This is a genomic window from Streptococcus infantis, from assembly GCF_047463615.1.
Taxonomy (GTDB): domain Bacteria; phylum Bacillota; class Bacilli; order Lactobacillales; family Streptococcaceae; genus Streptococcus; species Streptococcus infantis_X.
Genome location: NZ_JASHDO010000003.1, coordinates 1 through 15,730, shown reverse-complemented (window position 1 = coordinate 15,730; position 15,730 = coordinate 1). Strand labels below are relative to the sequence as shown.

At 35.4% G+C, this 15,730-nt stretch carries 12 protein-coding genes and 2 pseudogenes; 2 read left to right on the top strand and 12 right to left on the bottom strand.

Going from position 1 to position 15,730, the window contains the following annotated elements; translation table 11 throughout:
- Positions 1-10 precede the first annotated feature (10 nt).
- From secA2 to QM874_RS04255, 10 genes and pseudogenes are all read right to left on the bottom strand, one after another.
- The gene (gene secA2 / locus QM874_RS04300) at positions 11-2,383 is read right to left on the bottom strand and encodes an accessory Sec system translocase SecA2 (RefSeq protein ID WP_414316351.1); all 2,373 of its coding nucleotides are present in this window, start codon (positions 2,381-2,383) and stop codon (positions 11-13) included.
- Positions 2,376-2,816 carry an accessory Sec system protein Asp3 gene (gene asp3, locus QM874_RS04295; protein ID WP_414316350.1) on the bottom strand — a complete coding sequence of 147 codons (441 nt, stop codon included), beginning with the start codon at positions 2,814-2,816 and terminating at the stop codon, positions 2,376-2,378. The genes secA2 and asp3 overlap by 8 nt, the downstream gene beginning before the upstream one ends.
- Entirely contained in the window at positions 2,813-4,348 is a 1,536-nt protein-coding gene (asp2, locus tag QM874_RS04290) for an accessory Sec system protein Asp2 (RefSeq protein WP_414316349.1), read from the bottom strand. Before asp2 ends, asp3 begins: the two co-directional genes overlap by 4 nt.
- Positions 4,332-5,912 carry an accessory Sec system protein Asp1 gene (gene asp1 / locus QM874_RS04285; protein ID WP_414316348.1) on the bottom strand — a complete coding sequence of 527 codons (1,581 nt, stop codon included), beginning with the start codon at positions 5,910-5,912 and terminating at the stop codon, positions 4,332-4,334. Before asp1 ends, asp2 begins: the two co-directional genes overlap by 17 nt.
- Before the next feature lie 9 nt (positions 5,913-5,921).
- A complete protein-coding gene (gene secY2 / locus QM874_RS04280; RefSeq protein ID WP_414316347.1) occupies positions 5,922-7,139 on the bottom strand; it encodes an accessory Sec system protein translocase subunit SecY2 in 1,218 nt (405 codons plus the stop codon).
- Between the two features lie 686 nt (positions 7,140-7,825).
- On the bottom strand, positions 7,826-8,329 hold the full coding sequence (locus QM874_RS04275; RefSeq protein ID WP_414316346.1) for a glycosyltransferase family 2 protein: 504 nt from the start codon (positions 8,327-8,329) through the stop codon (positions 7,826-7,828).
- A 77-nt stretch (positions 8,330-8,406) separates the two neighbouring features.
- Positions 8,407-9,288: a glycosyltransferase family 2 protein gene (locus QM874_RS04270; RefSeq protein ID WP_414316345.1), complete on the bottom strand. Its 882-nt coding sequence runs from the start codon at positions 9,286-9,288 to the stop codon at positions 8,407-8,409.
- A gap of 3 nt (positions 9,289-9,291) precedes the next feature.
- Positions 9,292-10,200 (bottom strand): glycosyltransferase family 2 protein, encoded by a 909-nt coding sequence (locus tag QM874_RS04265; protein ID WP_414316344.1) that lies wholly within the window; start codon positions 10,198-10,200, stop codon positions 9,292-9,294.
- Positions 10,201-10,214: 14 nt separating this feature from the next.
- On the bottom strand, positions 10,215-12,275 hold the full coding sequence (locus tag QM874_RS04260; RefSeq protein ID WP_414316343.1) for an SP_1767 family glycosyltransferase: 2,061 nt from the start codon (positions 12,273-12,275) through the stop codon (positions 10,215-10,217).
- Positions 12,276-12,302: 27 nt separating this feature from the next.
- Positions 12,303-12,569: pseudogene (locus QM874_RS04255) on the bottom strand (GT-D fold domain-containing glycosyltransferase); the annotation flags it as partial.
- 114 nt (positions 12,570-12,683) lie between these two features.
- Between QM874_RS04255 and QM874_RS04250 the strand changes: the two are divergent.
- Positions 12,684-13,859, top strand: a pseudogene (locus QM874_RS04250) (IS256 family transposase).
- Here QM874_RS04250 and QM874_RS04245 read toward each other — a convergent pair.
- Together QM874_RS04245 and QM874_RS04240 are read right to left on the bottom strand one after the other, a co-directional pair.
- Complete coding sequence (locus QM874_RS04245; RefSeq protein ID WP_414316342.1) at positions 13,839-14,717, bottom strand: glycosyltransferase family 2 protein; 879 nt, start codon at positions 14,715-14,717, stop codon at positions 13,839-13,841. The pseudogene QM874_RS04250 and the gene QM874_RS04245 overlap by 21 nt on opposite strands.
- A 233-nt stretch (positions 14,718-14,950) precedes the next feature.
- A complete protein-coding gene (locus QM874_RS04240) occupies positions 14,951-15,127 on the bottom strand; it encodes an LPXTG cell wall anchor domain-containing protein (RefSeq protein ID WP_414316341.1) in 177 nt (58 codons plus the stop codon).
- A gap of 46 nt (positions 15,128-15,173) precedes the next feature.
- Between QM874_RS04240 and QM874_RS04235 the strand changes: the two genes are divergently transcribed.
- Positions 15,174-15,730, top strand: a 557-nt coding sequence (locus QM874_RS04235; protein ID WP_414316340.1) for a hypothetical protein, incomplete at its 3' end; no start/stop codon positions are given.

Here is a 15,730-nt window from a genome sequence, read left to right as displayed (position 1 = left end):
TGTTCTCCTTTTATGGAAAATGGGTTACGATTTCACCTTTAGAAGTGACCTCTACGAGACCCATTAGTAGATTACGAACCATATCCAGATGAATTTGTTCTTTCATGGTTTCGAATCCTGAATAGGCTTCTTGATAGTACTCAACAATAGGGTTTTTCTGAGTTGAAGATTGGCCACTGACCGCCATCATCAATTGTTGCAAATAGTCAACCTGTTCTACCCAGTTGTCATCAATGGCTTTGAGTAGAGAAAAGCGTAAGAAGTGTTCATACAGACCATATTGCTCAAGCAATGCTTTCTTTTCAGAAAGCTCCTTATCAATAATTTGCTTCAAAAAAGTGCGAACTGCATTTTTATCAGATATATCCAGATACTCTGGAATTTCTTTGATATGAAAACTAATATTAGTCACAATAAAGTGGAACAACAACTCTCGACTTTCATAGTTTACAGAAGACACTTGATTTGTGTAACTATCAATAATATCTTCGACCACACCCTCTAAGTCACGAGAACCATCTATTAAACGATCTCGTTCCTTATATACCATCTCTCTTTGAATATTCATACTTTCAGCATACTCTAAAGTTTGTCGACGTGCAGAACGTCCTGCACTATCGCTGGCACGCTGAGCTCTCTCTACTAGCTTGCGATACTTACGTCCTCTTAAAACCACTGGATTTGTCATGTCTTGAACGTGGTAGTCTTTATATCGTTTATGCACCCAATTAGGGCCAAATTTTTTAATAACATCATCTTCCAAGGATACGAAAAACTTGCTCATACCTGGATCACCTTGCCGACCTGAACGTCCTCGGATTTGAAGGTCTATCCGTTGACTCTCCATCCGCTCTGTACCTATAATGATCAAGCCTCCTAACTCTGCAACTCCTTTACCCAGCTTAATATCTGTACCACGTCCTGCCATAGAAGTCGCAACTGTAACTGCTCCTATTTGACCTGATTCTGAGATAATCTGAGCCTCGCGGGCCACATTGTTGGCATTTAAAACATTATGAGCAATTCCTTCACGGAGTAAAAGCGATGAATAAAGATGAGACATCTCTACAGAACCGACAAAAACCAAAATAGGATTTCCCTTTTTGTGATACTCTTTAATATATTCTAAAGAAGCATACACCTTTTCTGGTAAAGTAACATATAGATTATCTGGATAGTCAATTCGTTGTGCAGGACGATTTGTTGGAATGCGAACAACTTTCATATTATAGGTTTCAAGAAATTCTTTCTCTGCTACCTTACCTGTCCCTGTCATCCCCGATACTTTTTGAAACATTTTAAATAAACTCTGATAGGTGATGGAAGCCATGGCTCTCGTTTCAGGAGACAGCTTCACGTGTTCCTTTGCTTCAATGGCCTGATGGAGTCCTCCCTGCAGTTTGGTCATCTCCATTAGACGTCCTGTTCCCTTATCAACGAGTACCATGTCCTTCCCACGAATGACATAATCTTTATCCCTCGTATAGAGTTTATGAGCCCTTAGAGCGTAAGCTAAATGTCTTGCAAAGTTCGCATGCTCTTCTTTATACAAGTGATCGATTCCTAAAAAGTTTTCAGCCGCCTTTGCTCCCTTTGTAGTTAGCCAAACCTCATCTTTTTCTTCCTTGAAGATGTAGTCTTCCCCTTCAACTAATGTTGTAAAAAGAGTATCCACTAGCTCATAATGATTTGACTGAACTCGAGGAGAACCTGAAATAATCAGTGGAGTCTGAGCACTATCTAACAAAATATCATCGATTTCATCAATGATTACATAATCAAAAGGTCTTAAAAATTTTCCTGACTCATTAGATGCCAAATTATCACCTAAATAGTCAAAACCCAAGACACTGTTAGTGGTGTAAATAATATCCGAACTATATATCCTTTTTTTCTCTGCAGGTTTCAACTTTTGTTTAGGATTGCTAGTAAAAGGTACACCTACCGTTAGACCTAAAAAACGATAAACCTGCCCCATCTCTTCAGCATCGCGTTTAGCCAGATATTCATTGGTCGTTACGAGCATGGTACCTTTTCCTGTTAAGGCATTTAGATAGACTGGTAATGTAGCTGTTAGAGTTTTCCCTTCTCCAGTATTCATCTCAGCGACATTTCCTTGGTGGATAATAATACCACCCAAAACCTGGACATCGTAGGGGAACATGCCCAATACTCGTCTATCTGCTTCACGTACTACAGCAAATGCTTCAACTAAAAGATCATCTACTGTTTCTCCCTTGGTTAGCCTCTCACGAAATTCTAGTGTTTTTGCTGCTAATTCTTGGTCTGACAAAGATTGCATTTTCCTCTTTAATGCATTGATTTTCTTTAAAGTCTTTTTTGCTTTTCTAAGATGAAACTGTTGATAGAATTCTTTAACCACACTGAATCTCCTTAATAGAAAAAGAATAAAAATCCATAGATTCAAAGCCAGCACTTAATAAGGAAATTTGATAATAATAGGTATCCTCAGGATAAGAAAAATTAAATTCTGTTGTTTTTTCTATTTTCTCTTCAACGATATCTCCATATCTATTAAAAAAAGATACCTTGATGTACACCCCATCTACGGGCTTACAGTCCATAGAAATACTGAATTGATAATCTTGATTTCTTTTAAGCAGGGGAAGACTTGCTTGAACCCTATAAGCTTGAAAGTTTACATTTGAAGACCAACTTCTTAAAATAACGCCTGATGTAACCAATGGATTTAAGATGCTGACATGCTGATCTGAATGATAAGTAACAGTTGTCCCATACATATAGGTACCACTTACTTCCCCCCATTTTATATCGTCTCTTCTATTAATAATCATTGATTACTCCTTCCAAAGTCTCCTTCTAAAATCATATTATAAAAATGTATAAACCAGGCCACATTTGTATTAGTATCGTCATTATGCCTACCAGATGTTCCTTTAGAAAGTACTTTAGCTCCAGTGTTACAAAGATAAGTTACCAATTGTTCATATGCTTTTGTATCCATCTCTTCGTCTTTCATATAAGACAAACCAAAGGTAGTCTTTGAAAAATCTGCACTCTTAAAAGCATTCCAAAAACGTTGATCCAACTCTAGCATATCGTTATCACTTCTTCCACCTGTATGATGTATCAAAACGTCGAATCCTAAATTAGCTACTCCAGGAGCATCCAAACGACCTCTACGAGCTAACGTTCCAACATTTGCTAGTGGTTTTCCTACTACAACAGCGTGTGGTTCAAAAGTTGCTGCATAATAAAGGGATGGAAAAGTTCCCATAGAAAGACCTGACAAAATCAAATCTTTATGATCAAAACCTAGATACTCTAAATAATGACGAATCGTATCTACTAGCTTTCCTTCGAGTTCATCACTACCCAGATAGAAGGCTCCCCCTTCTAATCGTGGATCTGAAAACAAGAGAAAAGGACATCCCAATGACTTCATCATATAGTAACCCTCAAAACCTTCTGCAGGACGAAATCCCGAAAAGTAGACTGCCAATGGAGGTTTGAAGTCTCCTGGATGAAAGAAATAATTAATCTCATCGCGTATACTATCGTGTAAAATATTTCCGCCAAGAACAAATTTGCCAAATTGTTTTCGGCTCCAACGTTGATGAAGATTACCCAATTTAATGATACCTTCTCCTCGTGCTTCAATCGATACAGTTAAGAAAATATCATTATCCTCACGTTCAACAACGATTGCCTCTGAAAGATCTTTTTCTTGATAGATTGTCTCACCAAAAAAATTATCTATCTGACCAGAATAGATTTTTCGAATAACAAATTGAAATTCACAATTTCCATATTTTTCATACTCTAGCCAAAGTTCTATAGGGAAATCTTTACCTATCATAGAATTACCTGACCAACATGCAACTTGACTAAAGTCTTCTCCAAAGTCACCCTCTAAAGTTAGGAAATCTAGTCCTTGATAAGAAATGGAGCCGTGAAAACTTGGATGAACCTGAATACTGGATGGAAACAATTTATCTCCATATCCGCCACCAAACAAGGAGGTTGATAAATCATCTAGAAGTTGTTGTGGATCTAAAAAATCCACACTTTGTGCACAAGACCTTTTCAACAAATCAATGATCGCTGCATCATTAGTTTTAAAATCATGACTATACATAAGAGTATAGGGATCTATTTGATGGATAAAAGGGAGTAAGTCTCTTATATATTGTCCCTCTTCTATGAGAATAGCATCGAAACTCTTAATAGCTTCCATATCCATTATTTTACGGAGAGCTGTCGAGGAATTTGGACAAAGATAGTACCAGTCCATATTACTAGGTATGTCATAGTAACGCTTCCAGTTATCAATTCCTATCTGTAATATTTTATGATTCTTTGACATGTCTAACCTCCTCAATCCAATCTTGCAATTTCTCTAAGAAGCGTTGTCCAGTATGCTCCTTGATTTTATCAACAGAGTAGATTAAGGACTGATTCCACTCTTTCAGCCTATCTATATAATAATGAGCTCCTTGTGAAAATTCTGTGATATCAGAAATCACATAACCATTTTTTAAATGTTCAACATAGGCAGTTTCAACTTTATTTATCTGAGGGATACCTGCACTGATCCCTGCTATTTGAGTATAAAGGTGTGGATGTTTATGGAGATCTACAATCAACCGAACAAATTCTAGTGTTTTCATCAACTCTAATTCGTCATTCATATTCACAAATTGGAAACGTGATTCTTGATTTTGATTTTCTTCTAATGGATTTTCTGCACCACCATAGTCAACTTCTTTCTCAAGCGCTTCGATAGGAATTTTTTCTTGAATAATTTCATCTACTACTGTTTGAACTTCCTCCATTTGTTCCTGACTAGCAGAAAAGGCTCCGAAAACGACTTCTGTATTTTGATTTTTAGATACAAATGATAAAACTTGAAACAATGCTTCTTTATCAATACTTTCAGAAAAATCCAATTGGAAATAGATGATTGATTCTTTCCTTGTCTGACTCCGACCCAATCTCAAGCGGGTATCGAAAGGAGAGAGATGGTGAAACTTACTTAATTTCTCAGGATATAATTCCTGTAACAGTTGCATCCTGTCCTCTCTGTCCACGATGATTAAGTGAGCTTGTTCAAAAGATGAAGCTAGTTCTCTAAAACTTTCTTGAGAATTACGGCCAACAAAAAGACTCAAAATTTTGATATTCTCACTTGGTATACGATCAAAAACAAATTGATTGTGATGAGGATGTGAAGGTATAATAAAAATATCATCCATCTGTAGTTTCTTTTGCAAAAACTTGTCCAAAAATTCAGCTATCAGACAAGCCATATCAGGATATTCAAGCTTATTAAATCGATAACTAAAAATTGGGTTTATTTCAATACGCCCAGCATCTTGTATATACTCTCTAAATTGCCAAACACCATTTGGATTAAGATAGTCTTGATAAGTAGGGACTCCACCTTCGAAATAAATAACACTCGATACTAGCCCTCTATCATCCATTATATAGTGCTGACTTATCTGACTATTGGAATCAAAATATTGGATGTCACTGATAAATCCTTCTACCCCATGTTCTATCTTTGCATACTTTTTTCCATTTTTTTGAACTACTATTGCAAATGGACTATAAAGAAATTGACAATCTCTATCCCATTCGATATCTCTGATATTTAATACTTGAGTATGTACATCTTGAAGATCTTGCATATCATCAAAAATAGAATAAGTCTCTGTCTCTAATACACCATGCCTATGTAAATAGTAGCGTAAATGAGGCTGATAAGATAATACTAGTATCTGTGACTCAATTTCTTGACCTTGAAAAAGTCTAATCTGATTGAAGGTATCATCAAACTCAAAACGAAACTGAGAAAAATACCAGGGAGTTAAATCAGCGTGCCAGGGTCGATTACTTCCATACCAAGCTGGAATAAAATAATACATCACAACCTCCTAAATCAATGGCTTATAGGTTTCGTTTAATCTTAACGCTGAAACTTCGTCTCGAACCGTAAAGATCATCCCACCGAACATCATAAATAAACCTGGGATCATTGCAATTTTTAATAGTTTTTCATCAAATAATACAAAAAGCATTGGACCACCAGCCATAAAGACGTTTAAAACAGCACCTATCATGGCAAAACGAAAAACTAATTGATTGATAAATCGGCTAGTCTCTTCTCCTGGATAGATTCCATAAATATATTCTCCTGATTTTTTCATCCTATCAGAAATTTGCTCTCCACTCATATTAACAAAAGCAAAGGCGATGCTAAAAAGAAACAGAATAACAATATACATATAAATCCAAAGCGGTTTCCCAATTGCAAACTGAGCTGAAAGCTCTGCAAAAACAGTATATTTTGGTAAAACAGTTTGCAACAATAACAGCAAATAGGTTGGTAAACTCAGAAATGTCATCACATACATATAAGGCATCCCACCAGCTGGGTTCAGCATAACTTCAAAATAAGAATACCGTTTAAAACGATTATGAAGACCGATTTTATTGACTGCTATACGATAACGTGCCCTATAGAGAATAGCCACCAGATAAGTAAAGATAAGTCCCATTAGAACAAGTGATACCAGAATAAACCATGGTATATGAATAGTTCTAAAGGCATCAATTAGATCTTGAGGTATATTTAAGACCATACTAGTAATCAGGATCAGCATAGAGCCACCTATACCAACCGTTGAGTTAATATCTGATAACCATACTAAGAAGAAGGCACCAGCTACTAAAAGACAAGTATTCATCAGTATAATCAAAAGACTAGGTAGTTGAGATTGGATTGGTAAATTTAAGGAAATGGCTAAAGCTTGTATCAAGGCGATAAATAAGGTTAAATACATCTGACGTCTATTTTGAGTTTCGATAGCTCCGTTATTTAAGCCTAATCTTTTTGAAAAAGAAAACATTTGCCATAAAATCATGCTTGACATCCAGGGAGATAGGCCTACTGAAAAAACAGATAAACTACGAAGATTCCCTCCTACCAATGCTGTTGAAAAAGCAAGATAAGCAGCTGATCCACCTAAAAATTCTCGATTATTTACATCAACAAAAGGAAGAGTCAATCTACTCCCAAGTATATATATAAAAATAAACAATACTGTGGCAAACCCTTTTTTTACTACAATAGATGAAAAAAAGTTTTTCAAAATTATTCCTCCCAGTCATTTCCATTTGACGGCTGATTTCTCAGAAATCCTACTATTTTAAATGAAAGAATTGAGATTATAAAAAGTAATTTTTATAGTATCTTTTTTACTTTCCTATGTACTTATAACCCTACTATTATAACAAAAAAAGCAGAAAAAATCTGCTCTTAGCTTTTATAAGATAAGAAAGAAAGCTGCTTGTGATTGTATATTCATTTATGCATTATCTGCCTATCTTTTCTCAATTACTAATTATAAATCATCACACAAATCAAAGAGTTCTGTATATCGTCTAAATATTTCAGTATCCTGTAATCCTGCTTCCTTAGCCTGTGTATATCTCCATCTCAAACACCCCAAAACATTATCCTTTATAGTGAAAAGGGGTAGTGTTTTCGTTTTGCCAACTCTAACTTTTCACGTACTTTATCTACATCCTCTAAAAATTGATGTTCTTCCAACTGTCCCAACATTCTCTGTAAGACATAGTCGTACATGTTAAGGGAATGCTGAATATCTATCCCTTCTAAATCCTTTGTTGCTCTTATCCGTTCTTCAAGTGCATCTATATAATCTAAATGCTTGAGAGAAAAACACTTGACAAGCCTGAAGGATTCATACGATAAACATAGGAAGCATTATTAAAAACATGAATGTTATATCAGCTTTCATATAAAGTTTCCAAATTAAAAATTGGTCCTCAGCATATTCCCATATGGAAAACGAAGCTCATCGAACAAATCTCGTTTAAATAGTTTTCCCCAAGCAGTCGAAAAAGTTAAAAATGGAACATCCAGCATAGAATCTAATACTTGAATTGCTTGTGCTGATGTGAAAGAATTCAAGGAATCACTCTTAAAATGATCATTGTAAAAATAGAAATCAGAACCATCAAAACGGCAATTGCCTCCAATTAAGATATCAGAATCACTAAGGTGGCTCGCCTGATATAATTTTTCTAGATAGTTTTCAAAGAGAAAATCATCTGCATCTAGAAAGGTAATATAGGCTCCCTGTGCCCTATCCAGTCCATAGTTTCTCGCATCAGATAAGCCACCATTTTCCTTTTCAAAATAACGGATTCTGTCATCTTTTTCTACATATTCATGACAGATCTGTCCTGAACCATCGGTAGAACCATCATTTATTAAAAGCAAGAAAAAGATTGTTCCATTATACTGTGTAAGCATTTTCTGAGATAGGACTCCACATTATAGATGGAAATAATGATACTGATTGTTTCTAGCATTCTACTTCCTTTGCTTCCTTAACTCTTATTAGTGGATATAAATTGTAAATTTTCTTTAATTTGACGATAGGTTTCTGTGTCAAGCAAATTCCATGCTACTCTCATATTACACTCATTTAAGGAGAGCAATTCTTGGAAATGTTGTAAGTAGCAAGAAACATCATAGCCTTTTAAAGATAATAAGACAATTCTTTCTAAACTCAATTTAATTGAATCTTCAATGCTACTAACTGTCACACATTTCGAAGTACTACCTTCACGTTGTCTATAACAATAACTATCCTTATGAAAATAAACAATTTTCTCTGCAAGATCATAAATTTTATAAACTAAAGCCGCATCCTCTGATGTCATTCCTTTTGGAAAACGCAACCATTCAAATAGAGATTTTTTATACAATTTCCCCCACACCGTGGATAAGAAAAAGTCTCCCTCTTGAATCTCAAAATAATGTTCTAATAAATATTTACTATCATAGTCCTTTTCCCAAGGTTCAAAAACATGTTTATAGAATGTCGCATTACTTTCTTGAAAAATAAAATAATTAGTTATGGAAATATCTGCGTTATAGTGACGCAGTTTACTATATAGTTCTTCGAGATAAGTTTCAGTCACCCAATCATCCGAATCAACAAAGGTAAGATATTCTCCTTGGGCTTGTTCAATTCCATAATTTCGAGCTTCAGACTGCCCTCCATTTTCTTTTTCAAAATAACGAATACGTGCATCTTTTTCAGCGTATTCTTGACAAATCTGGCCTGAACTATCTGTCGCACCATCATTCACTAGGATAAGTTCCCAATTGCGGTATGTCTGCTCTAGAATGCTATCCAAGCATTGTTTGAGATACTCTTCGACATTGTAAACCGGAACAATAATACTGATTAATTGATTTTCCATATTTCACTCTCTTTTATCTTTCAAAAACAGGTAATTCCCATTCTCAGCATGCTCCAACTTTTCGCGCACTCTTGCTTCCTCTTGGATAAATTCGGTCCCTTCTAACATGGATAAATTTCTCCTTAGAGCAAATTTATACTGATTAAAGGCTAATTCCATCGGATATTCTAACTCAGGCATCTCTATCAAGGTTTCAATACGCTCTTCAATCGCATCGATAAAATCTAAATGAGATAAGTTGTAGTTCTGAGTCAGTCCTTTAAAATTAATTCTGTAGGCATAAATATCTGAATCATACCGAGTCATCTTTTCACTTGCTAGATAGAGTTTCCACATAATGAACTGGTCTTCTGCATATTTCCCCTTAGGAAAGCGAATTTCATCAAATAAATGCTTTTTGAATAGTTTCCCCCAAACCGCAGAATAGCGAAGCAGAGTATAATCCTCCATGCTATCCATGCCTTGTATAGCATCTCTAGCACTGAGCGGAGACAGTAGTTCATCTTCTTTTGATTTTGGATAAAAATAAAATACACCTTCTTCAAAACGACAAAATGATCCTACGACAATATCTGCTTCAGTTAGTTGACTTGCATAATACAGATTTTCAATACTTTTCTCAAACATAAAGTCATCTGGATCACAGAAAAAGATATAATCACCCGTTGCAATTTCCAATCCTGCATTTCGTGCATCCGACTGTCCACCATTTTCCTTATCAAGATAGATAAAACGAGAGTCATCTTTGGTCAATCCTTTTGCAATAGTGATACTATCATCAAGACTACCATCGTTGACAATGATAACCTCTATATTCGTATAGGTCTGTATCAAAATATTATTAATACAATGTTCAATGTATTCCTCTACATTATATACAGGAATAATAATTGATATCAATGGAAAATCCATAAATTTATACCTCTCTACTTAGACAAATCTGCAACAATTTGATTATTATAGTCTTCATCCTCTATAAATTCAATTCCTTGGTCAAAATTAAATTCTGCGGTATGCTTGTGTTTTAGTTGTACCTTTGTCTCTGCTCCCATTTTCATCCATTCATACTCTGAATCAATATGTCCAAGATCTAAAGCACGATACCCTAATTGAGATAATTGATAAGCTAAAACCTTTGCAGTTGGTCCTAACATTAACAAAATTAGTCGTCCCTCTGAGTGTTCTAAGATTTCTTCTTTAATTTCCTGAACTTTATCAAAAGCATTGTGGGAAGGACATATAATACGCTTAATTGATTTTGCACCATCAAATAAGTCGTTCCCAACACCTGAACGTGAAGTTGCTCCTTCAACGATTAATAATTCTTCCCCCTCGAACAATTGTTTTATTTTTTCAAATTGACTTTGAGCGCGACTCTTATCCTTATTATAAATATAAGGCCTTGAAATAAAGGCTGACCCATATCTCTTTGAATGACAATATTCCTTGAAAAAATCTGAAAATCGATCTAGCTCCCTTTTCCAAAATCTTTCAGAATTAGCGTCTTGTGTAAAATTACCTTGGAAGACTTCAAAAACTTCTGGCATACAGATCATCATATTTTCTCTATCATCGAACATTAAAATATTTCTCATCTCTTGTGCCAAGACTTCATCGTATTTTTGGAATGGAATATCATATCCATTCATAATGTGAATTTCTCCATCTCCAAATCGAACCATGGATTGATTTGTTTGTAAAAGTTTATCTAGGGTTTCATCTATGGACATTACAGATATATTAAAGAGATCTTCAGCTTTCCACTCTTTAGCAAATCTAGCATTTCCTACTTTGGATAATAACTGGATAGCTTCCTTCATTTTTTCAATATCCTTTTTCAAAAAAAGATATTGAGGCACTTTCCCCTTATGAGTAGCATAAAAACTAAAAATCGGTTTATTCATATCTACCATATAATGTAAGATAGATTCGTCTGTATCACCATAATTTATATTTAAATATACGTCTGATTTTCCACAAAGATATTTTAATTTTTCTGCAGTAGATTGTGGGTGTAAATAAATATTATCTATTATAGATAATCTTCTTAAATTGTCACCAATTTCAGTATATGCAGCTATATGAAATTTATGCTCTGGAAAGATATTTGCTAAATATTCAATTCCTTCTATTTCTTCCGAATTGGTAAGCGTTATAAACTCCAGCCCCTGTCTTTCACCTTTTATTAAAGAAAATTCATCCAGGTGATGAGCTGAAATCTGAGAAAACTCTAAATTATAGAAATCCCACCATTTTTCTCTATATCTGTAGGAAGTCAGACTATTCCACGGCTTTCTATAAGTTGTATAATGAATAATCAGAGGACTATCATCCAAATGAAAATGTTCTTGCCAATTACTATAAAATGCGACAATATCATGGCCAACCTGAACATTGAATCGCTTATCTAACTCCAACCAATTGTCCTGAAAAATAGAGTTTAATATTGTTTGATCTCCATTAAAATGTTCCAATTCCCAATGTTCACTTTTCTCACCTTCAGATAATTCTAAACATTTATCTGAGATACCTAATTCTTTCCATTGTAGATTATCAATAAGCATAACTCCAGTATTAAAACAACCATCCACATCACGTACAGCACCTACTGGAAAGCCTTTTAAGTCTGTCTTAAAAAGAGAAACTAGGCTTCCATTGACAACAATATCTACATCAAGATAAAGAACCTTATCTCTATCAATGAGACGGGAAATGAAATACTTTGCATAAGCAATTGGACTAATATGATCTTGTGTCCTCCACTCAGATGAAATCAGTCCCATGTCAAAAGGAATGTTGTAAAGTTCCCCTCCCAACATTTTTACAATGCGTCTTATTTTTCTAAACCAGTCAGGCATAATGCCTTGGTTGATGATATAAAAATCAACTGATTTATTGTGATACATGATGGATTTCATGGTCACAGTTAATTGTTCTGTATAAGCTTGATCAGCAATCAAAACGATTGCAAGTCTTTCTGATGTCATCTCTCCTCCGAAATACCATATCCAATACTATTCTTCACTCAAGTCAGCGACAATTTGACTCAAGTATTCATCATCATTTGCTAACTCTATTTCTGTATCTAGATTAAATTCTGCGGTATGCTTGTTTCTCAATAAGACTTTCTTTTCCGCGCCCATTTTCATCCATTCATACTCTGAATCAATATGTCCAAGATCTAAAGCACGATAACCTAATCTAGACAAACGGTATGCCAATATTTTTGCAGTTGGTCCCAACATTAACAAAATTAGCCGTCCCTCTGAATGTTCTAAAATTTCTTATTTAATTTCCTGAATTTTAGGTAGTTTAAAATAAGTTGTGTAAACACAAAAAGGAATAAACCCGTTATAGTAGAGTTGCGAAACATTACTAGAAAGAGATTTATTCCTATGACTCAGTTTACCACAGAATTGCTTAACTTCCTAGCCCAAAAGCAAGATATTGATGAATTTTTTCGTTCTTCTCTTGAAACAGCTATGAATGACCTGCTTCAAGCAGAATTGTCAGCCTTTTTAGGGTATGAGCCTTACGATAAAGTAGGCTATAATTCTGGGAATAGTCGTAATGGAACGTATTCACGGAAATTTGAAACCAAATATGGGACTGTTCAGTTGAGCATTCCTAGAGATCGTAATGGAAACTTTAGTCCAGTTTTGATCCCCTCTTATGGACGTCGAGATGACCACTTAGAAGAGATGGTTATCAAATTCTATCAAACCGGCGTAACGACTCAAGAAATTAGTGATGTTATCGAACGAATGTATGGTCATCATTATAGTCCTGCCACAATTTCTAATATCTCAAAAGCAACTCAGGAGAATGTCGCTGCTTTTCATGAGAGAAGCTAACTACTCTGTTTTATTCCTTGATGGAACCTATCTTCCATTAAGACGTGGAACCGTTAGTAAAGAATGTATTCATATCGCACTTGGCATTACACCAGAAGGACAAAAGGCTGTTCTTGGATATGAAATCGCCCCAAATGAAAACAATGCTTTTTGGTCCAACCTGTTAGACAAGCTTCAAAACCAAGGAATCCAACAGGTTTCTCTTGTAGTAACTGATGGCTTCAAGGGGCTTGAGCAAATGATCAGTCAGGCTTACCCATTAGCTAAACAACAACGTTGCTTCATTCATATTAGTCGAAATTTGGCTAGTAAGGTGAAGCGATCTGATCGGGCAGTTATTCTAGAGCAATTTAAAATGATTTATCGTGCTGAAATTTAGAAATGGCAGTACAAGCTTTGGAGGACTTTATCGCCGAATGGAAACCAAAGTATAGGAAAGTCATGGAAAGTCTGGAGAATACGTATAATCTTTTAACTTTTTATCAGTTTCCCTACCAGATTTGGCACAGCATTTATTCGACAAACCTCATTTAGTCTCTTAACAAAGAAATCAAACGTCACACGAAAAAGAAGGTTCTTTTTCCTAACGAGGAGACTCTGGAACGTTATTTAGTTACTTTGTTTGAAGATTATAATTTCAAGCAAAGTCAACGCATCCATAAAGGGTTTGGCCAATGTTCTGACACACTTGAAAGCCTATTTCTTACACAAATCTAATCTAAGTAGAATTTCCCTATACTCATCAGTATCTGTAAGATTATAAGTTTCACACAAGTATTTATATTCATTTAGAATATTCACAAAACGAGTTCTCATAACACTAGTATCAATCCCAGCAAGAATAAGATCCGCAAGTTTTAAACTAAATACTTGTAAGATATCCTGCACCCAAGATATGTCAAATTGCGAAGTCATGATACTACCTTGTCTAACGCGATAGATATAAAGATTATCATTTACAAAAATTGTTTTCTGACTTTTTATAAACAATCTATGAATAGTGGCCTCATCGTCAAAACGCCGACCATTGGTGAACGGAACTTGCAATAGCAAGTCTTTTTTAAACAACTTAAACATAGGCATAATAAAGGCTGAAGCATTTAAATGCCAATAGCCTGCTTGCCGATCAATTAATTCTTGAGCTGATAATTCTTCGATGCAAAAATCTCTTTCTAGTACATAGAATTTATACTGTCCATCATTCTCATCATAAATAAAATAATTACCGATTACGATATCTGCCCCAGTTTCTTCCACTTGTCTGTGTAAGGTATTTACCATTCTGCTCTCAGCAATATCATCTGAATCTACAAAAAGGACATACTCCCCGAGTGCTTGAGCGACACCAAAATTTTTAGCTAAGGCTGCACCTTTATTTTCAGTATGAAACACACGAACTCGACTATCCAATTCAGCAAATCTATCACATATTGCTGCTGAATTATCTGTGGAACCGTCGTTTACCAGCACTATATCAAGATTTGTGTAGGTCTGATCCAGAACACTTTGAATGCACTCTTCCAAATAATTTTCCACATTATACACAGGTATAACAACACTAATTAGATGTTCCAATTCTACTCCTTTTTCCTAAATTCTCATTTTATTTATTATCAATTTGTATAAAAGTAAAAGCTCTTATTATCTAAAATTCACACTATACATTATACCATTTTTTAGATCATTTCACAAAGCATGACAAGCATAGAATCACACTTTTAAAGAACATAAAAACCTCCAAAAGCTTAAAACTTTTGGAGGTTTTACGACTAGTTAATTAGTCTATTTTAGGCTATCTAAAACAAGACTTATTCTTCATCATCACGCTTACGACTTTTAGCCACTAAACCTAATCCTGCTAGACCTGCTACAGCTCCGAGAAGAGCATTTGTAGCTGAAGCTGTTGTTCCAGTATTTGGAAGTTGCTTACGAGTCTTAGTTGTGCTAGTTTGAGGCGCTTGACTAGTTGAAGTTGAATGAGCCATTGATTGGCTAGTACTTACTGATAATGATAGTGATTGTGATACTGATGTGCTAATTGAATCTGATGTTATCACACTATCGATATCTAAGCTACCAAGTGATAAGCTTTCTGGCATTCCCTTACTTGTAATAACTGACGTGCTTGCGCTTGTTGATGCAGACGTACTTGCTGATGTGCTTGCGCTTGTTGAAGCTGACGTGCTTGCAGATGTGCTTGCGCTTGTTGAAGCTGATGTGCTTGCTGAAGTGCTTGCACTTGTTGATGCTGATGTACTTGCTGAAGTGCTTGCACTTGTTGATGCAGACGTACTTGCTGAAGTGCTTGCACTTGTTGATGTAGACGTACTTGCTGATGTGCTTGCACTTGTTGATGCAGACGTACTTGCTGATGTGCTTGCGCTTGTTGATGCAGACGTACTTGCTGACGTGCTTGCACTTGTTGAAGCCGATGTGCTTGCTGATGTGCTTGCGCTTGTTGAAGCCGATGTGCTTACTGAAGTGCTTGCGCTTGTTGAAGCTGATGTACTTGCTGAAGTGCTTGCGCTTGTTGAAGCTGATGTACTTGCTGATGTGCTTGCACTTGTTGATGCAGACGTACTTGCTGA